This is a genomic window from Myxococcus eversor, assembly GCF_010894455.1.
Classification (GTDB): Bacteria; Myxococcota; Myxococcia; order Myxococcales; family Myxococcaceae; genus Myxococcus; species Myxococcus eversor.
In genome coordinates this window covers 155,875-178,322 of the sequence record NZ_JAAIXY010000013.1, presented here as the reverse complement: position 1 = coordinate 178,322, position 22,448 = coordinate 155,875, and the positions used below count along the sequence as shown (strand labels likewise).

The window sequence follows — 22,448 nt, the reverse complement described above, 5'->3', positions numbered from 1 at the left end:
AGCGCCACGACATGGACCTGCTCGAACGCATCAAGAAGGCCCTGCTCAGCGCGGGCATGGAGGAGCTGCCCTCGGACACCTCCGAGAGCCTCGTCACACATGGCATGGACAGCCTGATGATGGTGCTCGGTGTCGCCGCGCTGGAGAAGGAGCTGTCGCTGCGCATCTCCGGCAAGGACTTCTCCGAGCAGGCGTTCCACAGCCTCGACACCCTGGAGACCTGGCTGCGCGAGCTGGGCGCCACATGAGGGTCCTTGTCACCGGAGGAGGCTCCGACATCGGCCGCTCCATTGCCCGGCGACGGCTGGCCCTGGGGGACGAGGTGTTCGTGACGGCCTCCTCGGAGGCCTCGCTGGAGCAATGCCTTGCGCGATATCGCGAGGAAGGGCTGAAGGCCCAGGGCCTGGTGCTGGACCTCGCGGCTCCTGGACTCAGCGAAGAGGCCCTGCGCGGTCTGCTGGCGGGGGGCCTTCAAGGACTGGTGCTGAATGCGTGGACACGGCGACCTCCCCTTCACCGTTTCCACGAACTGCCGCAAGCGGCGCTCGAAACAGACGTCACCGCGAACCTGATGGGCAATGTCTGGCTCTTGCGCCGCCTGCTGCCGTCGATGCTCGAAGCCCGTCGGGGCCGCATCGTCTTCATCTCCAGTGTCTCCACGGTCAGCGGCACGGGGCGCTATGGCGCGTACATCCTGTGCAAGTCCGCGCTGGAGGGACTGATGCGCAACCTGGCGGTGGACTACGGCGCGTTCAACGTCCTGTGCAACACCGTGCGGCTGGGGCTCTTCAAGACGACGCGCACGAAGAAGTACTGGTCCCGTCCCCACTACGTGGAGCGGATGGGTGGCGTCATTCCACAAGGGTCGCTGGGCGAGCCCGAGCACGTCGGTGAAGCGCTCGACTCGCTGCTGTCCGAGCACCAGTACATCAACGGCGCGGTGCTGGACGTCACCGGGGGCCTCCCCATGGTCCGACTGGAAGGAGTGTTGAAGCCATGAGCTTCCTGAAGCCCACCGCACCGGTGTACCTGCTCGGCCCTCGCTCGTGGCTGCCCGCGAAGGTGATGACCAACCAGGACGTGCTCGACTGGATGGGGACGCGCGCGCGGCCCAGTTGGATTACCCACCGGACCGGCGTCGAGAAGCGGCACTGGGTGGAGCCGGAGCAGGCGTGCAGTGACGTCGCGGCGGCGGCGGCCCTGCGGCTGCTGGAGGACTACGACATCGACCGGCGGCGCATCTCCCAACTCCTCCTGGCCACCGTGTCGGGAGACTTCCCCACCCCGCCGACCTCGCCGCTGGTGCTTCCCAAGCTGGGCCTGGATGGCATTGGCGTGTTGGACCTGGTGGCCGCCTGCGCGGGCTTCACCAGCGCCGTCCACGTCGGCGCGGGACTCGCGCTGGCCACGGGGAGCGACCATCTGGTCATCGCCGCGGACATCCGCTCCAAGTTCCTCAACCGCGAGGACCTGGCGACGACGGCCCTGTTCGGCGACGGGGGCGCGAGCTGTCTGGTGACGACTCGTCCCGAGCAGGCCGACTATCAGCTCATGGCGAGCGAACTGGGCGCGGACGCGTCCATGGCGGACATCATCGCCATCCGCGCGGGAGGCTCTCGCCTGCCTCATCATCTGAACGACGACCCGACCAAGGTCTTCCTCAAGATGGAGCATGGGGCCACGCTGTTCATGAAGGGCGTGGACAACATGTCGGCGGGCGCGGCCTCGCTCTTGCGGCGGCTCGGCATGAGCGTGGCGGACGTGGACTGGTTCGTTCCCCATCAAGCCAACCTGCACCTCATCCGAGCCATCACCGACAAGCTGGGGGCGGACCCCGCGAAGGTGGTGGAGACCGTCCAATTCACCGGCAACACGTCGGGGGCCAGCGTGGGCATCGCGCTCGCACATCTCCAGGAGAAGCTCCCGCTGCGCTCGGGGCAGAGCGTCCTGCTCATCTCCGCGGGAGCGGGAGGCGCGTCCGCCTGCGCGCTGCTCAAGCGCCTCTAGCCACGAAGGCAGCCCGACATGAACCTCGCACACGCGTTCTCCCGGGCGGATGACGCCCCCGCTCTCATCCTCGGTGAGGAGACGCACTCCTTCGCCGCGCTCCGACGCGAGGTCGAGGCCCTCAAGGCGCGCCTCCCCGACAGGCCGTCGGGGCTCACCATCCTGAGGTTCCGCCGGTCGCTCGCGTTCGTCACCCGCTTCCTGGCCCTCTACGAAGCAGGGCATCCACTGGCCGTGTTCGCGCACGACTGGACGGACTCGGAAGTCGAGGCGCGACGAGCGAGCCTCGGGGACTGCTTCGAGCTGGATGAGAACCTGTCCATCTCCTGGCGAAGCGGACGGACCGAGCCACTCCGCCATCCGGAGACCGCCGTCGTCCTGTTCACCTCCGGGAGCACGGGCGCGCCTCGGGCCGTGCAGCTCTCCCGGAGGAACATCGACGCGAACGTGGCCGCCGTCCTCACGTCGCTCGACTTCGCGTCGGTGTCCCGCCAGACGCTGTTCCTTCCGCTCTCCTACTCCTTCGGGCTGCTCGGGCAATTGCTCCCCGCGCTGGCGGCGGGCATCCCCACTCACCTGCTCGCAAACCTGGTCGAGCTCAAGCGACTGCTCGATGAAGGACGCTTGCAGGGGATGATCAGCGGAGTCCCCTCCCACCACGAGACACTGCTGCGATTGCTGGGGGACGCGACCTCGAACACGCGAGACGTCACCCATGTCGTCTCCGCTGGCGCGGCGCTGAGCCTGGAGCTGCGCCAACGCCTGACACGGGCCTTTCCCGCCAGCCGCATCTACACCTGCTATGGCCAGACGGAGCTGGCGCCTCGGGTGCTCTGTCTGCGCAGCGACCACCCGGCCTTCTTCTCCTCCGCCACGGGCTTCCCGGTCGGCGGGCTCACCGTGAAGCTCACCTCCGAGGGCGAGCTCTGTGTGCGAGGCGAACAGGTGATGTTGGGGTATCTGGGGGCACCGGAGGCCACACGCGAGAAGGTCCGCGAGGAGGGCTGGCTCCACACGGGCGACGTGGCGGAACTGAGTCCCACGGGCCTGGTGACGCTCCTGGGGCGCAACGATGAGCTGCTCAAGGTCGGCGGGGAACGACTGAGCCCGCTCGAAATCGAGGCCGTCCTGCGCATCCTGCCGGGGGTGACGGACGCCGCCGTGTCGGGCCGCGAGGACGCCTTGTATGGAATGACACTCACGGCCTTCCTGCGCTTCGAGCCTGGCACCACCAGCCCTCACAAGCGCGAGCTGCGGCAGACCCTGCGCGAGCACCTGTCCCCGCACAAGGTCCCCACCGAGTTCTACCGGGTGGAGCAACTCCCACGAACGTCGAATGGGAAACTGCAACGCGCCCGGCTGACGGAGTGTATTCACCCCGAACGGCGCCTCGGCTGAGCCTCCGTCCCCTGTCCGTCCAGAAGCCAGTCACGCACCGCGAGGAAGCGGGCGGTGGGAGCGGCGGCGCGGCGCCAGGCCACCCAGAGCGTGCCCCAGGGACGCCGAGGCGAGCGCCGGCCCACCTCTGGCGTGAGCGCCACGACGCGCCCGTCGCGCACGGCGGGGTCCACCAGATAGTCGGGCAGCACCGTCACGCCCACGCCGGCCTCCGCCAGCGCCAGCATCTCATCCAGGTTGGCGATGCGGCACACCACCTGCGCGGGCAGCGGCTCCTTCGGGCCCAGCGTGGTCCGCCACCATGGACCGAGCATCGCCAGGTCCGCGTCGAAGGCGATGAAGCGATGGGCCCCGAAGTCCCGGGCACTGCGAGGCGTCCCCCAGCGCTTCAGGTAGGCGGGCGAGGCCACCGCCACGAAGCGCTCCTGCGCCACCTGCCGGACCTCCAGCCCTGGTGCCTCGGGCAGGAGCCCGACGATGCCCAGGTCCAGTTCTCCCTCGAGCAGTCGGCGAGCGATGCGGCTCGGCACATCGAAACGGACCTCCAGCCGAAGCTCGGGGTGTCGTGCCAGGAGGCCCGGCAGGCGCGGGCGCAGCCAGTGCCGGAAGAAGGGCCAGGGCCCACCGAGCGACACCTCCCCGCGCACGGTCCGCTGCGCCTCGGAGGCTTCCTCCAGTGCGGCGTCGAGGGCGGGCAGGTGCTCGCCCAGACACGCGACGAGCGCCACTCCGGCGGGGGTGAGTCGAGCCCGTCGCCCCACCCGCTCGAACAGGGCCACGCCCACCTGTCGCTCCAGTACCTTGAGCTGCTGTCCCACGGCGGAGGCGGTGATGCCCAACCGAGCCGCCGCGGCGGCATGAGTCCCCGCGCGACTCACCTCCCACAGCGTCCAGAGCGCCTCGCGATTGCCAAGCATGGCTTCACTTTATGTGAAGACCCTCTCGGTTTTCTGGGGATGGGCGCGGGAGTACTTCTTCACTCCGTTGGCCCCTCATCCCGGGGCCGTGAGGAGCCCGCCATGGAAGCCCTGACCGCCGTGAAGGTCCTGCTGATTGTCACCAGTCATTCTCAGTTCGGAGATACCGGGGAGCGGACGGGCTTCTGGCTCGAGGAGCTGGCCGCGCCCTACGCGCAGTTCTCGCAGGCCGGCGCCCAGGTGGACATCGCCTCGCCCCAGGGAGGCGCGGCTCCCGCGGACCCGCGCAGCGAGAAGGAGTCGACGGAGACGACGCGGGCCTTCCTCGCCGACGCCCAGGCCACGAAGAAGCTGGCGCGCACGCTCACGCTCGCCGAGGTGAAGGACACCTACGACGCCTACTTCGTGGTGGGCGGGCACGGCGTGATGTGGGACCTGGCGAAGCACGTCCCCCTTCACAAGCTGCTCTCCACGGGCTACGCGCGCGGCGCCGTCATCGCGGCGGTCTGCCATGGCCCGGCGGCGCTGGTGGGTGTGAAGGGACTGGATGGCAAGCCGCTGGTGAACGGCAAGCGTGTGGCGGCCTTCAGCAACGCGGAGGAGAAGGCGGCGAAGTTCGACGCCATCGTCCCCTTCCCGCTGGAGACGCGGCTGCGCGAGCTGGGCGCGCGCTACGAGTCCGGCCCGTTGTGGCAGAGCTTCGCGGTGCGCGACGGACGGCTCGTCACAGGCCAAAACCCGGCATCGTCAGCGGAGACGGCGCGCGAGGTGCTCCGAGCCCTGAAGGAGAAGAAGTAGCCCCCGACGACAACGCGCCGCGAGCCCACCGGCGGGACTGGAGTGCCGCTTCATGATGACGGTGGGCGGGCTCCTCGCTGCGCCGTAGAGTCCGGCAGTGAATCCTTCACCGGAAGACCTCGCGGCCCTCTCATCCGATGTGGATGACACCTTTCGCCTGAGACTCGCGCAGGCCCTGAGTGAGCGAGGCGACCCACGAGGTGAGTTCATCCAGGTGCAGTGTGCGCTCGCGAAGATGAAGGCGGAACCCTCCGCGCAGACGCTTCGGGCACGAGAGGCCTCACTGCTCGCGGAACACGAGGCGACGTGGCTCGCGGAGCTCGGGTTGCTCCCGGGTGATGCCGTGTTCGCGCGCGGGTTCGTGGACCGCGTCACGGTGGATGCAAGCCGCGCCCATGGCGTCTACGCGCGGCTCATCCGTCAGGAGCCTGTTCGCGCGCTGGGCCTGCGCGTGGACCTCGGAGGCTCCGAAGAGCAGCTCCCCCTCCTCCTCGAGGAAATCCGCCACACTGGCTTCGCGCCATCGCTGGAGCGGCTCACCCTCGACCGGAAGAACTACTGGGACGTCATCCATGACGATGAGCTGGAGCTTCGTCGGCAGGGCACGAAGCTGCTCGGGCTCTCGCTCGACCTCGACGACTTCGGCCGCGCCGACTCGGGGCTCGCGCTGCTGGACATCGCGCTCACATCGCCTGATGCGGCGCTGCTCGAGACGCTCGGCATCAAGCTCACCGGCCGGGGTTCGAATCCCCTGGAAGCGCTCCTCCAGACACTGGAGCGCGCGGGAGCTCGCCCTTCGCTGCGCGAGTGGACCCTGGAGTTCTCCTGCCCCAATGGGAGGGAGTGGATCCGCTGGGTCCAGTTGGATTCACTCTCACGCCTCCTGGCCCTGTACCCGAAGCTCCAGACCCTGGTGCTCCCGATGACGGAGCTTCAGGCCGTGCACGTCGAGCATCCCGAGCTGCGCGAGCTCTCCCTTCACTGGCTGGGGCTCATCCCCTGCGGCCCCTCGGACCTGTCGCAGTGGAAGCCCGCGCCCGTGCCCAAGGGCACCGGACTCCAGTTCCTTCGGGAGGCACACCTCCCCAAACTCGAACGGCTGCACATCGATTTTCAATACGAGTGGTACATCGCGTGGACCCCCGAAGACCTGGCGCCGCTCTTCGAGGCGAAGGGGCTGCCCTCCCTTCGTCAGCTCGAGCTGCGCAACTGCGCGTTCGGCGACATGCTGTGCCACGGGCTGGTCCGCATGGAGCACTTCCCGTCACTCCAGGTGCTCGACCTGACGGGAGTCATCCTGACGGACGAGGGCGCCGCGACGCTCACGCGGCATCGCGACCGCTTCCCACGCCTGAAGCAACTGGTCTGCGGACCCTGGGGACTTTCCGAGTCCGCCTGGAACGCGCTGGTGAAGCGCTACCCCGTCACCGTCCCTTGAAAGGCCCACGGGCCAGGCACACGCGAACCACCGCGGCCTGGCCCGGGATGACGCGGACTAGCTCCCCGACGCCCGCACCGTGCCACCGCTCGCCCAGTGGTCCACCGAGGCGTGCGACGCGGTGCTGTCGAGCAGCTCCGCGAGCAGCTTCGGGTTCGCCACTTCGTCCGGCTCGAAGACACCCAGCAGCGCCAGCTCCGGCTTGGCGTCGCCGTAGTGCTCCTCACCCACGGTGAGGAAGCTCGGGGTGTAGCTCGCGCCCACCAGGCCGCTCACCAGCGGGGCGATCTTCATCGACGCGCCATGCGCGTGCACCGGGCCGGCGGGAGCGCCGTTGCCCTTGACGAGGCCGATGTCGTGGCCCAGGAACCGGACCTCGAACGCCTTCGAGTCATCCCAGTGCGGAACCTGCTCGATGACGAGCGTCAGGCTGCCCTCGGACTTCGCTCCGGCGTCCTGGTTCGCCTTCTCAATCAGCCCCTTGAGGGTCTCGAAGACCTGGGGAGCGAGGCCGGCCCAGCGCTCGCGACGGGCAAAGGCCGCCCGGATGTTCTCGTTGATGGCCTTCAGAGATGCTCCAGCGCTTTTCGACGACATTGCGACCCTCGGAGGTTGTTGGAAGGCGGCGATGCTGCCTCCCCCCTGGCGGCCCTGTCCAGCACTCGACACCCCTCTCGGCCCACGGGGGTGCCCCCGCCCGTCGGCCCGCTGGCCTGGGGGGCAATCTCCCTTTGAAATTCGCGGCGGCTTCTCGTAGTTTCGCCCGTGACTTCGAGGAGTGTTGCGAGGCCTCAGGCCCCAGGCTCGAAGCGCGGTACCCAACGGCACTCACCTGGACGCGTTGCTTGCGAGGGTGGGTCCGCTTTTTGGCGGCTCGGGAGTTCCTCGCCAGTTCGCGCCGCAACCATCAGCAGGAGCCATGCCATGACCGCTGTTCCCCAGACCCAGAAGCAGGACCACGCCGTCGCCGACCTGTCGCTCGCCGCGTGGGGCCGCAAGGAAATGCGTATCGCCGAGAGCGAGATGCCCGCCCTCATGGCCATCCGCGAAGAGTACGCGAAGCAGCAGCCGCTCAAGGGCGCGCGCGTCACCGGTTCGTTGCACATGACCATCCAGACGGCCGTGCTGGTGGAGACGCTGCAGGCCCTGGGCGCCGAGGTGCGCTGGGCGTCGTGCAACATCTTCTCCACGCAGGACCACGCCGCCGCCGCGCTGGTCGCCGCGGGCACGCCCGTGTTCGCCCACAAGGGCGAGACGCTGAAGGAGTACTGGGACTTCACCCACCGCATCTTCGAGTTCGGGCCCGCGGGCAGCGACCACGAAGGTCCGAACATGATTCTGGACGACGGCGGTGACGCGACGCTGCTGATGCACCTGGGCAAGCGCGCGGAGAAGGACGCGAGCCTGCTCGCCTCGCCCCAGAGCGAGGAGGAGCGCGAGCTGTACGCCTCCATCAAGGCGAAGCTGGCCCAGGACCCGACCTGGTACACGCGCAAGGCGGCGAAGATTCTCGGCGTCACCGAGGAGACGACGACGGGCGTGCACCGCCTCCAGGAGATGTCCGTGAAGGGCACCCTCCTGTTCCGCGCCATCAACGTCAACGACAGCGTGACGAAGAGCAAGTTCGACAACCTGTACGGCTGCCGGGAGTCGCTGGTGGACGGCATCAAGCGCGCCACCGACGTGATGGTCGCCGGGAAGATCGCCGTCGTCGCCGGCTACGGAGACGTGGGCAAGGGCTCCGCGCAGGCGCTGCGCGCGCTGTCCGCCCAGGTGTGGGTCACCGAAATCGACCCCATCTGCGCGCTCCAGGCCGCGATGGAGGGCTACCGCGTCGTCACCATGGACTACGCCGCGGACAAGGCCGACATCTTCGTCACCGCCACGGGCAACAAGAGCGTCATCACCCATGACCACATGGCGAAGATGAAGGACCAGGCCATCGTCTGCAACATCGGCCACTTCGACAACGAAATCGAGGTCGCCTCCCTGGAGAAGTACCAGTGGGAGGAGATCAAGCCGCAGGTGGACCACATCATCTTCCCGGACAACAAGCGCATCATCCTGCTCGCCAAGGGCCGGCTGGTGAACCTGGGCTGCGGCACCGGCCACCCCAGCTACGTGATGTCCAGCTCCTTCGCGAACCAGACCATCGCGCAGATTGAGCTGTACTCGCACAGCGACAAGTACCAGGTGGGCAAGGTCTACGTGCTGCCCAAGCACCTGGACGAGAAGGTCGCCCGGCTCCAGCTCAAGAAGCTCAACGCGCAGCTCACCGAGCTGACCCCGGACCAGGCGTCGTACATCGGCGTGGAGAAGAGCGGCCCGTACAAGCAGGACACCTACCGCTACTAGGCGGAACCCCCGCTGGAGCGCGAACCCGTGGACGGTTCGCGCTCCGGCGTCAAGGCGGCTCCCGCACGTCAATCACCACGACGCTCAAGGCCAGCGTTCAACGGTGTATCCGCCGGAACGGACGATGAGCGCCGGCGCATCCGCGCAGCCCATGCTGTCGGACAGGTAGCAAACCTTCCCGTAGAAGCGAGTCCCGGGGAGCAACCGCCCGTTGCCGGTCATTGTTCATGCATTCCGTGAACACGCCCACCACGTCCGCGCCAAGCGTGAACCAGACCCTGTCTTCAGCTCCGTAGCGGTTGTCGAGCAAGGGCCCCAAAGACTCACGGTTGTTTCAATGGACAGACGTGCCGTAGGGTTCTTTCCCACCATGGACCCCAACGACAGTCTCCTCGGACATCTGGCCACGCGTCTCAGCACCCACCCCGAGAACGTGGCCACGGAAGCACTCGCATTCATCTTGCGCCGACACGAGTACCTGCGGCGGGCGGTCCTCCGCTTCATGGAGAGTCTGGGCGCCCCTCCGCCCCAGGTGGTCTCCTTCACGACGCAGCGGAGCGAGGAGAACGCCGCTCGCCCGGACCTGCGTGGCGCCGACGAAAGTGGAGCGCCGGTGCTTTTCATCGAGGCCAAGTTCTGGGCGGGTCTCACCGATAAACAACCGGTGACCTATCTCCATGCACTCCCTTCCGACAGGCCCACCGCACTGCTCGTCCTCGCACCGGAAGCCAGACGCCAGATGCTCTGGAGAGAGCTGCGGCTGCGCTGCGAGGAAGACCTTCAACAGAGATCCCCGTTCGACGTGGGTCCCGAGCGGCCTGCTGTCCTGCAAATGGGTCCCCAGAAGGTCCTGGTGCTGGCCGCATGGCAACCATTCCTGGAGAGCCTCCAGAGCGCGGCCCGAGCACAAGGGGATCACGCCTCCTCGGAGAACCTGAATCAACTGCTGGGGCTTTGCACCCGAGAGGACACCACGGCGTTTCTTCCGCTCCGCCAAGAAGACCTGTCCGCGGACATCGGCCGGCGAATCTACCAGTTCGGCGCCCTGGTCGACGAAATCTGCGAAGCAGCCGTCGCCGCCAAGGTCTGCAAGAAGGGAACGAGCGGAGGCAGCAGGATGTCTTACTGGCGCACCGTCCAAATCGAGGGCCATGACTTCTACCTATTCTTGAGCCCTTGGCGGTGGCACACGCTCGCGGAGACCCCCCTCTGGCTGGAGTTCCCCAGCCAGACGGAGTCCTGGAATCACCTGCTGGAAGCGCTCAGCCCACTGGCGTTGCGAACACCTTCGATGATTCTCCGAGACCCAAGCAACAGCGACACGCCCCTCATCCCACTGCACCTGAAGCTCGGCGTGGAGCATCACGAGGTCGTCCAGACGGTTGTCGACACACTCCGAGGCATCAGGGATTTGATTGTGGCGAAGTCCGCCTGACAGGCGGAGCGGAAACCAGAGGACGACTGAATCCCGCGAGCACCCAGTTCATGCGGGCGGGGCGACATCGGACCGCTTCTCGGCCCCTGGGGCGCCACTCACATCGAGCGCGACGACGTCGGACTCTTCCAACTGCCGCTCAAGCCGCTCGACAACACGCTCGCTGACAACCACCACACTCGCTGTTGCTCGAGCGAAATCGGCCGATGGAGGAACCGCCAGGCGCCGCATCTCGGGCGGAGGAAGAACCCAACTGGCACGTCCACAGGTCTTGCATGGTTTGTGGCCGTCCTCGCCGACCAGCTTGCCGCCCGGCATCACCTGCAACTCGAGCAGTTCACCGTCGCTCCGGGCACGCCGGAAAGCTGCTGGCACGGGAACAACCCCCGTCAGTCCGTCAAGACGCCGCACGACGTCCGGTCGCACCAGCAGCGTCCACGGCATGTGGACGCTCACGGGGCCGAACCGTCCCTGTGCTCGCCCCGTCAACGGGCCAAAGCCCGACCCCGGCGTCACCACCGCGCCGGGCGGAACCAGCGGCAACACGCTCGCTCGCAGCCCCGTGAATTCGGCCCACGGGACGCACCGGGGGCGCTCAAGCGCCTTGGCCTCCCTCCCCAGCTTCGACAAATCCACTGCTGGGTAGTCATAGCCTCCTCCTCCCCACGTGCTCCCGCACGTGGAGCACGAAACGCCGGGCAGGTGCCAGCGCCTGCCCATGTCGTACCCGCCACTCCACCGCACCTTTTCGCGTTCCTGCAGCGTGTAGTACCGCATTGCTCATTCTCCAGCGGAGTACAGCCGCAGGGTCTGCCAGTACGTCATTGGCACTCCGATGAGCCCATACTTTGAAATCATCCGCCCCCCCTGCTTGAAGTGGTCGTCGCGCGTGGCCGTAAACCTGTTCGCATCAATCCACTTCCTCCAGTCCCGATTCCACGGGCCACCATTCCCGCCCGCGTGGACTCGCTGGTGTTCCTCGACCGCGACCAGCAGAGTGTACTGGTGGATGTTGATGCCGACGAACTCGAAGTACCCCGCGAAGGCGCGGGGGAAGATGTGGTGACGCTCCTTCGGCCGCCTCGTCCACTCGGCGATGGCCTTCCGCGCCGCCTTGACGCTCGGCAGCTCCTCGCGCTGGTACCACGGGATGACGAAGACGGGCAGCCGCCCTGGTAACGGCACTGCGCCACCCCAGTACCGCTGAATGCGGGCTGTAGTGCCGCCGGCCTGCGCGGGCGGAAACCGCAGTGCGAGCGGAGGCGACGCGAGGTCCTCGCATCGGAACAGCCCACACTCTGCTTCGCCACAGGACTGGGCATAGCAGCCCTCCTCGGACTCCCCCGCCGACTGTGCACAGGACGCCGCAGAGTCCTCCAAGCTCGCGGCGAGCAAATCGCCGCTGCCGATGTGTTCCGGCGCTCCGGCGCAGCCAGCGGAGAACATGAGCAGAACAGCCCACCACCTGAGCGTCGTCATGAGCCCCCCTGGACACGCTGCATCGTGGGCATGCAGATGTACCGTCAATGCGTGCCATCACAGCTTGCGCTCGCTTTACTGCTTTTACCAGTCCCGTAGCCGTGGCGAACTCCTCCGCCGCCGGCGCGTTGGTGACGAGCTGCTCGTCGAGGACCTGGTCGTGGGCCAAGCGCGCGATGGTGGACCAGCGAGAGAAGGGACGAAGACCCGAGCTCCAGGGCCACTCCCGTCATCCCACTGAACCTGAAGCTCGGCGTGGAGCATTACGAGGTCGTTCAGGCGGTTGTCGACGCATTCCAAGACCTCAGGCATTTGATTGTGGCGAAGCCCGCCTGACAGGTGGAGCGGAAGCCAGGGGACGACGCGACACTCGACAAATGGGGGCTTGAGTCATCGAAGGATGATGCGCCCCGACCAGCGGGGGCCTACGGTCCGCGGCCATGGGTTCCGTCGCCACCTCGACCGCGCTCGTTCTCGCGTGCGCGCTGCTCCTCATCACCCCACCGGCGAAGTCCCAGCCACTCGACCCGGACGCCCCGCCGATTTCGGCGGTCTCCCTCACCGTGAGCGGAGGCGTGTCCCTGGGCGTGTACGAAGCGGGCTTCCTGTACTACGCGCTCGCCTCGTCACGGGGGAGCCAACGGGTGGACCTCCGCCTGCTCACGGGCGCCTCCGCCGGCAGCCTCAACTCGCTGCTGGCGGTGATGGCCGCCTGCGGCGCCGAAGCGCCCTCTCCCGAGAAGTCCCTGTTCTGGCGCACCTGGATTCCCATCGGGTTCGACCGCCTCTTCATCCCCTCCTCCACGTCCCCGCTGGGCATCTTCTCGCGCGATGCGCTGGAGCACGGCGCGACCGGAATCGAAGAGGTGTGGAAGAAGGGACTGACTCCCTCGTGCGATGTGGTGCTCGGCGTCTCCACCACGCGCGCGGAGCCCCGGGTCCTCTGGGCCGCGAACGACCGCCTGCCACTGCCGCGCATCGAAGAGAAGTTCGCCATCCGCATCCAGGGCCGGGGCCCCGGCAAGCCTCCGCGCGCCACCAACTACACCACGCCCGGCAGCCGCCGCATGGAGCCGCTGCTCGTCACGGATGAGCAGGGCGAAATCCCCTTCGAGCACCTGCGAAACCTCATCCTCGCGTCGATGTCGTTCCCCGTGGCCTTCCCGCCCCACGAGCTGCCCACCTGCGAGTCAAGCAGCTCCAAGGCCACGCCTCCGGTGTGCCCCCAGGAGAAGGCCGGGACGGCGCGGTACATCGACGGAGGCATCTTCGACAACGCGCCGCTGAGGCTGGCGGTGGGGCTCGCCAGGGATGGCCTGCGGGCCTCCGACGGCAAGCTGCGCTGGCGCGACGTCCCCACGCCCGGGGTGCGCGACACGCCCAAGGGCATCACCTTCGCGTTCGTCGACCCCGACGCCACCGAGTACCCCTCCCTTCCGCCCGCCGAGGCCCGGTCGGCGGCGACATCCCTGCCGGTGGAGCTGGCCGGGCTCATCGCCGCCCTCGTGGACACGGCTCGCTCGAAGGAGCTGGCCCTGTTGCTGGAGGAGGAGCCCGAAATCGCCCGCCACCTCATCCTGCCGCGTCGGCACTTCCCGGCGGCGAGCGCCCCGCTCTTCGCCTTCCTGGGCTTCTTCGAGACCGAGTTCCGCACGTTCGACTTCTACCTGGGCATGTATGACGCCCGCCGGATGCTGGAGGACGTGGCGGACAGGAGCACGCGCTTCGCGGAGCCCATCGGCGAGCCCGCGGAGGAGCCCGGCGGGTGGGCGCCGTTCACCTGCATGCGCGCCGTCTACGATGGCGCCTCGGACGCGACGAAGGCCTGCCAGGGGGACGCGCTCGCGGACTTCCGCGCGCTGCTCCAGGTGTCCCTGGACCAGCTCTACTTCGCGTGCGGCACCGCGAAGAAGGAGACCGAGGGCGCCACCTGGCGCAACCGGCACTGTGACCGCGCCATGGCGGGACACCCTCCGCCCAGGGTCCCCGGCGTCGCGCCGCGCCACTGGCCGGACTGGAAGAAGGGCGAGAAGGAGCCGGAGCTGGACTATTCGATGCGACTGCTCGGGGCCTACGGCTTCCATTTCCGCGACCTCGGCGTGGAGCAGGGGCGCGGAGACCTCGCCATCGTCCGCATCCGCGAGTCCATTGGAAGCGCCCTGCACCGGCTCACCTCGGCGCAGTCCGGCGCGGACAAGCAGGTGGTCGGCTTCGCGGGAAAGCTCGCGGCGGACAGCGTGGCGTTCGCGCCTCCGGACACCGTGCTGCACTTCACCATGGGCCCCACCCAGAGCGAGGTCGGCCTGAGCCTGGGCGCCTTCGCCTCCAAGCTCCCCACGGGCCTGCGCTTCGCCAGCGCCATCGGCTTCCGGGGACTCGAGGACGTGTTCTCCTCCGGAGGGGGCGAGTCCTTCTCCGCGGCGCTCGTGGGCGGACTCGAATACCGGCCGCGCACGGACCAGTCCTTCCTCGCGCAGAGCCGCTTCGGGCTGCGCGCGGGATGGATGTTCAGCGCCAATGACCGCTATGGGACACAAGGCTGCGAGGGACGCGGCGCCAGCCGGGTGACGGCCTGCTCGCGCCCCGTCGTCCAGGCGCTCGCGGGCATGGCCTTCCTGGAGCGCTTCCGCGTCCAGCTCGTCGGCGAGTGGTATCCGGGCACCTCCCACCGCAAGACGCTCTGGTCGGTAGCGCCTGGCCTTGGCGTGGAACTCGCGCTCTGACCCGTGGCACGCTCCGGCTCCTTTCGAAAGACATTCCCAAGGAAGCCACGCCATGCATTGGAGAGCCCTGCTCTGCCCCGTCGTCCTCGCCCTGAGCGCCTGCTCGGAGTCACCCGACCCCACGCCCACGCCTCCCCGGCCCCTGAAGGCCGTCCTCTTCCCCTACATTCCAGACGCCGCGGGAGATGGCTTCGCGGGCCTCAAGCAGCGGCTCGAGGCCGACTTCGAGCGGGAGCACACGGACATCGACCTGGACATCGTGTTCGACTCGAACCTGGACCTCTATGACCTGGACGAGGGCGGCACGATGAACCAGTTGCTCGGCCAGGGCACGGGCGCGGCCCAGGTGGTGGAGGTGGACACGCTGGTGCTCGGCTCGCTCGCGTCGAAGGGCTGGATTCAGCCCCTGTCGTTCGAGGTGGGCCCCTCGTATCCCGCCGCCGAGGAGGCCGTGCGGCTCTCGGGTGCGAGCTACGGCACGCCCACCTATCTCTGCACCTACGTCGTCTACTCACACAGCCCCCAACTCCAGACGGCCACGGATGCGGCGTCGCTGGTGCGGGTCCTCCGTGACGTGGCGCCCGGCAAGCGGCCCCTCGCCGCGAACTTCGACGGGAGCTGGACGCTGCCCTCCTCGTATCTGGATGCCTGGGCCGACACGCATCCGGGCGCGTCCCTGTCCACCGCCATCTCCCTGCCACTGGACTCGCCCGCGGTGGCGTCCTTCAAGACAGTCGTCGACAGCTGCTCGCTCGAGCCGGGCATCAACCCGTGCATGGATGGAAGCTACGACAGCAATACCGTGGCGGAAGAGGCCTTCGCGACGGAGCAGGCCAATGGCTTCATGGGCTACACCGAGCGCCTGTTCTACATTCGCCAGGCCCGGCCCACCCAGCCGCTCCCGGCGGTCATCTCGGTGCCGCTCGGCACGGGCTCGGCGCCCGCGGTCTTCGTGGATGCCCTGGTGCTCAACGCGAACTGCACGGGGACGTGCGCGGAGGATGCCCAGGCCTTCATGACGTACATGAGCGACCCCGAGGTGCGTGGCCTCATCGCCTTCAGCGAGGACGCCCCGTTGGGGACGACTCCCCGCTACCTGCTCCAGGCCAACCGCGCCTTCTACCAGCAGGAGCCCGCGCGCTCGGACCCCATGTACCAGAAGTATGAGCCGCTCCTCGGCGGCGCCCGGCCCTACCCCAACCAGGGCTTCCCCGAGAACAGGCGGGCGATGCAGTCCGCGCTGAAGGAAGATCTGCGATAGCGCTCACCCCTCACCAGGAAGTCACCATGCGACTGTCCCTCATCAGCCTGCTCTGTCTCGCCTCCTTCACCGGCTGCGGAGACGACGAATCCAAGGTGCCGAACTCCTCGCTCGCCGCCTGCTCGTTCACCGACAAGTGCGCGAGCGCCGACGAGGCCTGCTACGTCAGCCAGGTCTGTGGACCGCCCGTTCCGGATGAGGAGCTCTATTGCCAGGAGGAGAAGGGCGACCGGAAGTGTCACCGCCGCTGCGAGGGCAATGCGGCCTGCGGGCCCGGAGAGTCGTGCCAGGAGGTCGAGTGGGCCAATCGCGGGGACACGCTGAACTGGGCCTTCTTCTGCATCAAGTGACGGAAAGTCCGTAGCAGGTCAGCGGCTGGTCGCTGGCGGTGGTCACCCTGCCGCGGCCCGCGGCGGTGTGGGGTGTGGTTGCGCTTCAACGGGGCTGCGAGTCGAGAATGACCGGCGCGAGAAATCTTCCCGCCCTCGCGAGCCCCAGCGCCGCCACCCCTCAGGGGCCGCAGGGGGATTGCATGTCCAATCCCAGGTCCAGATAGGCGCGGGCGCCGCTCTTCCAGAACTTCTTCATGACGTGCTCGGCGTTGGGCATGGAGTGGTCCGCGCCACACACATCCACCTTGATGGCCCCCGAGTAGAGGTTGAAGTCCGCCTGGTCCAGGAAGTCGAGGTTGGTGTCGGTGGAGGACATGTGGCAGGTGCGGCAGTAGGGCTTCACGACGCCTCGGTAGAGCCCCAGTCCCTTCTGCTTGGTGTTCGTCCAGTTGGGAGGCACATAGGTGTCATTGGCCACCGCCGTGACGTCGGAGACCAGCTTGGGCGCGTAGGTGCCCTCGATGAACTCGCGGATGCCGTCAGAGGGCCCCGTCAGGGTGACCAGGTGATTGAGGCGCCGCAGGGCGTCCGCCTGGGCTGACTGGGTGAAGCCCGTGGCGGTGGAATAGCGGAAGCTGAAGACGTCGAAGGGGAGGAATTGCGCCCGCCCCACCACGGAGTTGGTGGCCGCGTCATAGTTCGCCTTGATGCCATGGCATGACAGACAGTTGCCGGGCACGAAGGTGTTGAAGCCGGTGTTGTCGAGCTTCGCGGTGGGCGTCAAGACGCCCGCGGCGTCGTACACCATGAACTTCACGCTGTTGGCGGCGTTGGCGGGGGGCGTGAACGTCATGGCCACGGTGGCGAAGGAGTTCGTCCGGGCCACCGCGTCCTGGAGCGCGGAGGCGGAGCTGCCACCGAAGATGGGCTCGCCGTCGAGCACGCCGTAGTTCCTCACGTAGCAGGCCAGGCCTACCTGTGACGGGGGGACCGCGAACGGCTTGCAATGCATCTCCCGCCCCAGTCCCAGGTCCCCGTCGTTGTAGTAGGTGGCCGTGACATCGCCCCCAGCGGCGAAGCCATAGATGGAACGAAAGGCCTCCAGCGTCCCCGGCGCCTGGATTTGCGCGTAGTACTGCTGCGTCTCCGCGGCGCCCAGTCCCGGCGACTTGCGCCCCAGGAACTCGGGCCTCTGCGCGATGGGCCGGTCCACGGGGTTGAGCCGCGTGGACACCAGCGCGGAGCGGTTGAGGCCCAGGCCCTGACACTCGGTGCCCAGGGTGTTCCAGGGCTGGGTGGCGTTCTGGGTGAAGCAGTCCGCGTAGGTGATGTCGTCGAACGTGTAGAGGACCGTCTGCCCATCCGGGTCCATGGCGACGGCGCGCACCTTCACCAGTCCGCCCGAGGGCCAGCGCGCGGAGAAGAGGGAGTTGGGGACGGGCGCGGCCGTGACGCTCCAGTGGTAGAGGGGCTCGGGGCGGTTGAACGGAGTGGGCGTGGTGGTGGTGATGGACGTGGCGAACTGCTGCCAGTTCGACTCCACCGTCGGGTCCAGATGGGGCTCCCTCAAGACCTGGAGGGACACGGGGGTGCTCGGCTCGGGGTAGTAGCCCTCGAACAGGAACGTCTCGCCAATCACCGAGTCCCCGGTGGTGGTGCCGTTGTGAGGCCCCGTCATACAACCCGAGGCGGCCAGCAACGCGAGGCAGGACAACACGAGGCGCCGGAACGAGAGCGGCGGCATGGTCGGAGCTCCTTCACGGAAGGCACCCGAAATGGGTCGCTTCCTCCCGAGGAGAACGAGCAGGCCTCCGAAAGCCCCTCACCCACCCGCGTCGAATCTTCACGACCGGTGACACCGCGTGACGACTCTCCGAGCCCGCACATCGTCCTCGGGCTGACGGGAGCACCGCGGCTCGCGTAGCGCCAGGACGCACCAGCGTCGGCCCTGGACGCAACCGGCGGGGAGGCGAGCTGCCTGCGGGCTTCCGGTGGACCGCGCAGCGCCGAGTCAGCCCCTGCGACAGCTACCGGCACGGTGGCTGCAAAGTGCGCCCGCGCGACCGTGACCCCGAATCACCGCGCTGTCGCGGCCCCCTCCCCCCCGGTGACAACGAGGCAGCATGCTCATCAAGTGCCAGAGGTGTCATCAGAACGCGTTCGTCTTCAGCTTCGAGAGCAGGAAGGTCTGCAGGAAGTGCAGCGCCCTCATCGCCGGGAGGCGACCCAAGCAGGACGACTACAAGTACCAGGGCAGCAAGCTGGACCACCACAAGCGAAGGGTCGGCCAGGCCTCCACGCGACTCACCGGCGTCTCGAAGGGCCGGCACAAGCTCCGGCGCACCCAGTCCGCGGAGTCGTTGTCAGATATCTCGGGGGGAGTCTTCGAGACGGAGATGACCATCGAGACGCCCACCGTGGTCGACGACACGGCGCAGTACGTCCCGCCCAGCGTCATGCGCATGCAATGCATGACGCTCTTCATCCCCTTCGATGCGGGGAACAACTTCTACCGGAACAACGCGAAGCAAGGGACCTTCCAGGCGGACTTCGTTCCCCTGGGCAACAACATCTTCGCACCCAGCTCGAACCTGGCGGCGACCCAGGCGCTCCCATCGTTCAACACCAAGCCCTATCCCGGTCAGCAGGTCTTCGAGGCCAAGTCGACGCCCCTGGATGAATCGGAGATCCTGGCCGGCTACAACAACATCGTGCTCAAGCACATCATGGCGTGCACGAACTCCGTGGAGTGGAAGCGGCTCCATGCCGCCAGCCCCATCGACGTGCATGTGCAACTGAGCCGGCTCGTTCCCGAGGTCATCTTCCTCTCGGAAGAGCTCAAGGACGCTCCGTTCCCCTCAGTCCTCCAGCCCTGCCCTGAGCTCAAGTACCGGAAGGTCGGCAGCATCCGCGCGCTGCTCGACCCTCAGGTCGACGCGAAGAATGAGATCGCCGCCTACGTGCTGATCGACGAGAAATACATCACCCAAGTCATGTACCACGCGAGGACGCTCGTCCGCCCGGGCGTCAAACACGATGAGAAGTGGCTCTGCGTCCAGAAAATCGTGCCCGAGTTCCGCGTCTATTTCGAAGTCGCCGGCGTTCACCTCGACGCGGCCTACACGGGCTTCTCGTCCCCCACCAAGAAGCAGGAGGCGCTCGAGGAGGTGGGCCAGTTCGCACGGGACAACGAGGTCGACGCGCTGCTGGGTGACCTGAACATGGACTCGTTCGAGCTGAACGGCGGGTTCTTCCCGAACCGCTTCTCCTTCGAGTCCGTCTCGGACAACACCATCAAGCCCGTCTATACGCTGTCCCACTCCAACACCAATGCGAAGAACAACTACATGGGTGGGTTGATTGCCAACAGCGCGCAGGTCGCGACCGAGTCCATGAACCTGAGAGGCGAAGACACGGTGTCGCTGTCCCGCACCCTGGATGGGAAGTTCTACTCGGACCATCCCGCCATCATGGCGAACTACTTCAAGTCGTTCGCCTGAGGCCCCCGCGCGGATTGGCGCATTCGTTCAAGCCCGAGCGTGCTCGCGCCCCTACCCTGGCGATGAAGCTGTCACCAGGAGGACTTGCATGGATGCCCCCGGTTCGCCCCCGTCTGCCGCCTTCCGCGTCGGGAGGACGCTGACGTGGTGGTTCGTCTCACTCGCGCTCGCCTGCTTCGCCGGCGCGTGCGGCTGTGCCACGACGCCCACCCGTCGTCTCGTCTTTCCCTCCGCCCCCCTCCCGCCCGCGGAGGTCCAGGCGCCCGGGGCGGTGCTGATGATCCTCTCCGCCGCCTCCGAGCAGAAGCTCGCGGATGGCAGCACCCGCCCGACGGGCGTCTTCCTGAATGAGTTCTACGAGCCCTACCGAGCGCTCGTCGACGCGGGCTACGAGGTGGTGCTCGCGACGCCGGGCGGGCAGAGGCCCGCGTTCGACCCAGAGGGCCTGAAGCCGTCGTACTGGAAGGAGCGCCCCGAGGCGCTCGCTGAAGCCCAGGCCCTGGTGGCAGGGCTTCCCCAACTCCAGACGCCGCTTCCCCTGGCGGAGGCCCGAGCGCGCGCGGAGACGTTCCAGGCCCTCCTCATCCCCGGAGGACAGGGCGTCATGGTGGACCTGCTCGACAACGCGGAGTTGCACGGCCTGCTCGTCGACTTCGGGGCGACCGCCCGCCCCGTGGGGCTCGTGTGCCATGCACCCGCGCTCCTGGCGCGACTGCCCGCGGAGCAGAGTCCCTTCTCGGGGCGGCGCGTCACCTCCGTGTCTGGCTTCGAGGAGTGGTACATCGAGACGTTCGTCATGGGCGCGCGCGCACAGGTGCGAGGCATCGGAGACCAGCTCGACGAGGCGGGCTATGCACATGAGACGGCGTTCCCAGGCCGTTCGCGTGCCGTGAGAGACTGCAACCTGGTGACGAGCCAGAACCCCTTCTCCGGCGCTGACTTCAATGCGCTCTTCCTCGCCGCGCTCACGGACTTGCGCAACGCGGGGCGGTGCGAGCTGGAAGCCAGCGCGGCTCCGGACGCCGCTCCCTGAGGACCTGCTGACCATGGAGGACCAAGGCGTCATGACGAGCGCGGCCCTGAGTGCCGTGCTGAAAGCCGTCGTCGCGCGGGACTACCCGGGGATTCCCACCGAGGGTCGCGACAAGGTCGCCATCCTCCAGGACGTCATGGACGCCCATGGGTGGCGCCCCGTGCTGGAGCTCGGCCGGGCGCTGCGGGCCCTGTCCTCACACCCCGTGCTGCGTGCGCTCTGCGCGGCGCGGACGCCCCTGCAGACGGTGGAGCGGTGGAGCACGCTCGAGCGCTTCATGCACTCCCGGCACCGGACACGACTCGTCGAGCATGACCTCGCTCGCGCCCGGATGACGCTGCGCCACGTGGCCATCGACGGCGGGCGGATTCGCGTCGTCAACGACCTGTTCGTCTGGGGCGTCCTCATCGCCATCCTGGAGACCGCGGGTTTCACGGGACTGAAACTGTCGCTCGCGTCCGCCTCCGGCGCGGCCGTCGTCATCCACGGTGGGGCCTCCAGGCTCGCTCCCAGGAAGCTGCCCGCGGTCACCGACGTGGCCACCTTCTCGTGGAAGCCCGCGCGGCGGGCTCCCGCGCCCGTGAGCGAAGCGTCAACGAAGGGAGCGACAGGGCAGGTTCGCGACCGACTCCAGCGACTCATGGACGGCGACCTGCTGCACCCCTGGACGCTCGTGGAGAGCGCGCAGCGGCTCGCCCTGTCCCGCCGCACCCTTCAACGCGCCTTGCAAGAGGAAGGGACGACGTTCTCGGAGACGCTGCAGCGCTCGCGGGTCGACGCCGCGCAGGGGCTGCTGGGCGATTCGAGCCTGACTCTCACGGACGTCGCGTTCTGCACGGGATTCTCCGACCAGGCGCACTTCACCAGGACGTTTCGCAGATACAACGACGTTCCTCCCTCCGCGCTGCGAGAGCTGATGCGCTCCGCCGGCGCCCTGCGCCTCAGCGATGGCCCAGCAAGGCGAGGCGGAGGACCCGCCACCAGGTAGAAGCGATTGAGCCTGGAGGTCGCCTCACGGATTCAGGATGGCGGCATCGAGGATGAGAGCATTCTCCGCGCAACCGTCCCGCAGGGCGCGCTCGTCCCCGGGAAGCACCACGTCCAGGACCTCCAGCCGGTAGTCGCGGTCCCCCAGCAGGAGGTCCGTGATGAGTTCACCCGTGTCCGGCTCGAAGAGGCCCTCGGTGCTGTCGGAGAGCCAGGCGCTGAGGCTGTAGGCATCGGCGTAGCTCTGGTAGATGCGGTACTCGGAATACTGTCGCTCCAGCCCCTCGAACACCTCGGTGACCCAGGCACGGGTCATCCCGCAGGCGTACCAGTCACCGTTCTCCCGGGAGTCGAGCATGACGGAGACGAACCGCGCGGCGTCCTGGGCTTCTTTCGCGGCCCGGGACTTGTGGTCCAGGCGGGTGGAGAGCACCCGGTCATGAGCAGAGAGGCGTCGGACATGCTCGTAGCAGGAGTCTCCATCGAGGGGTGGCGTGACGGGCTCCCCCTCTGAGTGACACGCGAACAGTGCCAGACAGAGAGGAAGGACGACGTTCCTGGAGCTCATCGATGATGTCTCCGGGTTCATGAAGGAGGAGCCTGCGTGCTCCCGTCCCGTCGCGCAACCAAGGCACGGGCGCGCGAACCGCCTTCAAACCAAAGACAGACACCGGACTCACGATTCAAGTCCAGCCTCACGGGACAACATCACTCACACCATCAGTCCCCAGGCGCACGGAGCCACGGGCCAGCGCGTGGCTGTCCCAGGGGGTGATATGACCGCG

The 22,448-nt window shown here is 67.7% G+C and carries 20 protein-coding genes and 1 riboswitch; of the genes, 14 read left to right on the top strand and 6 right to left on the bottom strand.

The features are described from left to right. Nucleotides 1–11: 11 nt before the first annotated feature. The 4 genes from G4D83_RS25880 to G4D83_RS25865 are packed head-to-tail and all read left to right on the top strand — an operon-like array spanning nt 12 to nt 3,405. Complete coding sequence (locus G4D83_RS25880; protein ID WP_163867504.1) at nt 12–248, top strand: acyl carrier protein; 237 nt, start codon at nt 12–14, stop codon at nt 246–248. Continuing rightward, nucleotides 245–1,000, top strand: coding sequence for an SDR family NAD(P)-dependent oxidoreductase (locus G4D83_RS25875; protein ID WP_163867503.1), 756 nt, complete (start codon nt 245–247; stop codon nt 998–1,000). Before G4D83_RS25880 ends, G4D83_RS25875 begins: the two co-directional genes overlap by 4 nt. Next, entirely contained in the window at nt 997–2,007 is a 1,011-nt protein-coding gene (locus G4D83_RS25870) for a 3-oxoacyl-ACP synthase III family protein (protein WP_163867502.1), read from the top strand. Before G4D83_RS25875 ends, G4D83_RS25870 begins: the two co-directional genes overlap by 4 nt. An 18-nt stretch (nt 2,008–2,025) precedes the next feature. After that, a complete protein-coding gene (locus G4D83_RS25865) occupies nt 2,026–3,405 on the top strand; it encodes a class I adenylate-forming enzyme family protein (protein ID WP_163867501.1) in 1,380 nt (459 codons plus the stop codon). On the opposite strand, the gene G4D83_RS25860 is transcribed toward G4D83_RS25865, so the two are convergent. Then, entirely contained in the window at nt 3,381–4,322 is a 942-nt protein-coding gene (locus G4D83_RS25860) for a LysR family transcriptional regulator (RefSeq protein ID WP_163867500.1), read from the bottom strand. The genes G4D83_RS25865 and G4D83_RS25860 overlap by 25 nt on opposite strands. Before the next feature lie 102 nt (nt 4,323–4,424). Between G4D83_RS25860 and G4D83_RS25855 the strand changes: the two genes are divergently transcribed. After that, nucleotides 4,425–5,120, top strand: coding sequence for a type 1 glutamine amidotransferase domain-containing protein (locus G4D83_RS25855; protein WP_163867499.1), 696 nt, complete (start codon nt 4,425–4,427; stop codon nt 5,118–5,120). Between the two features lie 97 nt (nt 5,121–5,217). Continuing rightward, nucleotides 5,218–6,558 (top strand): leucine-rich repeat domain-containing protein, encoded by a 1,341-nt coding sequence (locus tag G4D83_RS25850; RefSeq protein ID WP_163867498.1) that lies wholly within the window; start codon nt 5,218–5,220, stop codon nt 6,556–6,558. 57 nt (nt 6,559–6,615) lie between these two features. Here the strand turns inward: G4D83_RS25850 and G4D83_RS25845 are convergent, their stop codons facing one another. Continuing rightward, nucleotides 6,616–7,155, bottom strand: coding sequence for a hypothetical protein (locus G4D83_RS25845; protein WP_163867497.1), 540 nt, complete (start codon nt 7,153–7,155; stop codon nt 6,616–6,618). A gap of 170 nt (nt 7,156–7,325) precedes the next feature. Continuing rightward, nucleotides 7,326–7,395, top strand: a riboswitch (S-adenosyl-L-homocysteine riboswitch). An 87-nt stretch (nt 7,396–7,482) separates the two neighbouring features. Between G4D83_RS25845 and ahcY the strand changes: the two genes are divergently transcribed. After that, nucleotides 7,483–8,913 carry an adenosylhomocysteinase gene (gene ahcY, locus G4D83_RS25840; protein ID WP_163867496.1) on the top strand — a complete coding sequence of 477 codons (1,431 nt, stop codon included), beginning with the start codon at nt 7,483–7,485 and terminating at the stop codon, nt 8,911–8,913. A 613-nt stretch (nt 8,914–9,526) separates the two neighbouring features. Then, entirely contained in the window at nt 9,527–10,348 is an 822-nt protein-coding gene (locus G4D83_RS25835) for a hypothetical protein (protein WP_163867495.1), read from the top strand. 48 nt (nt 10,349–10,396) lie between these two features. On the opposite strand, the gene sitI6 is transcribed toward G4D83_RS25835, so the two are convergent. Together sitI6 and sitA6 are read right to left on the bottom strand one after the other, a co-directional pair. Then, entirely contained in the window at nt 10,397–11,125 is a 729-nt protein-coding gene (gene sitI6, locus G4D83_RS25830; protein WP_163867494.1) for a SitI6 family double-CXXCG motif immunity protein, read from the bottom strand. 3 nt (nt 11,126–11,128) lie between these two features. Then, nucleotides 11,129–11,827: a SitA6 family polymorphic toxin lipoprotein gene (gene sitA6 / locus G4D83_RS25825; RefSeq protein ID WP_163867493.1), complete on the bottom strand. Its 699-nt coding sequence runs from the start codon at nt 11,825–11,827 to the stop codon at nt 11,129–11,131. Nucleotides 11,828–12,267: 440 nt separating this feature from the next. Between sitA6 and G4D83_RS25820 the strand changes: the two genes are divergently transcribed. Genes G4D83_RS25820 through G4D83_RS25810 form a run of 3 tightly spaced genes read left to right on the top strand, consistent with a single transcriptional unit; the run spans nt 12,268 to nt 16,161 of the window. Continuing rightward, entirely contained in the window at nt 12,268–14,550 is a 2,283-nt protein-coding gene (locus G4D83_RS25820) for a patatin-like phospholipase family protein (protein WP_163867492.1), read from the top strand. 52 nt (nt 14,551–14,602) lie between these two features. Continuing rightward, nucleotides 14,603–15,811, top strand: coding sequence for an extracellular solute-binding protein (locus tag G4D83_RS25815; RefSeq protein ID WP_163867491.1), 1,209 nt, complete (start codon nt 14,603–14,605; stop codon nt 15,809–15,811). 26 nt (nt 15,812–15,837) lie between these two features. Beyond that, nucleotides 15,838–16,161: a hypothetical protein gene (locus tag G4D83_RS25810; RefSeq protein ID WP_163867490.1), complete on the top strand. Its 324-nt coding sequence runs from the start codon at nt 15,838–15,840 to the stop codon at nt 16,159–16,161. A 160-nt stretch (nt 16,162–16,321) separates the two neighbouring features. Here the strand turns inward: G4D83_RS25810 and G4D83_RS25805 are convergent, their stop codons facing one another. Further along, entirely contained in the window at nt 16,322–17,887 is a 1,566-nt protein-coding gene (locus tag G4D83_RS25805; protein WP_163867489.1) for a hypothetical protein, read from the bottom strand. A gap of 379 nt (nt 17,888–18,266) precedes the next feature. On the opposite strand from G4D83_RS25805, the gene G4D83_RS25800 reads away from it, so the two are divergent. The 3 genes from G4D83_RS25800 to G4D83_RS25790 all read left to right on the top strand — a co-directional run bounded on the left by G4D83_RS25800 (nt 18,267) and on the right by G4D83_RS25790 (nt 21,664). Continuing rightward, the gene (locus tag G4D83_RS25800; protein ID WP_163867488.1) at nt 18,267–19,643 is read left to right on the top strand and encodes a hypothetical protein; all 1,377 of its coding nucleotides are present in this window, start codon (nt 18,267–18,269) and stop codon (nt 19,641–19,643) included. Between the two features lie 88 nt (nt 19,644–19,731). Continuing rightward, nucleotides 19,732–20,676: a type 1 glutamine amidotransferase domain-containing protein gene (locus G4D83_RS25795; RefSeq protein WP_205522708.1), complete on the top strand. Its 945-nt coding sequence runs from the start codon at nt 19,732–19,734 to the stop codon at nt 20,674–20,676. A 31-nt stretch (nt 20,677–20,707) separates the two neighbouring features. Further along, nucleotides 20,708–21,664, top strand: coding sequence for a helix-turn-helix transcriptional regulator (locus G4D83_RS25790; protein WP_240356584.1), 957 nt, complete (start codon nt 20,708–20,710; stop codon nt 21,662–21,664). 24 nt (nt 21,665–21,688) lie between these two features. Here the strand turns inward: G4D83_RS25790 and G4D83_RS25785 are convergent, their stop codons facing one another. Next, nucleotides 21,689–22,231, bottom strand: a complete 543-nt coding sequence (locus G4D83_RS25785; RefSeq protein WP_163867486.1) for a hypothetical protein — start codon at nt 22,229–22,231, stop codon at nt 21,689–21,691. Nucleotides 22,232–22,448 lie beyond the last annotated feature (217 nt).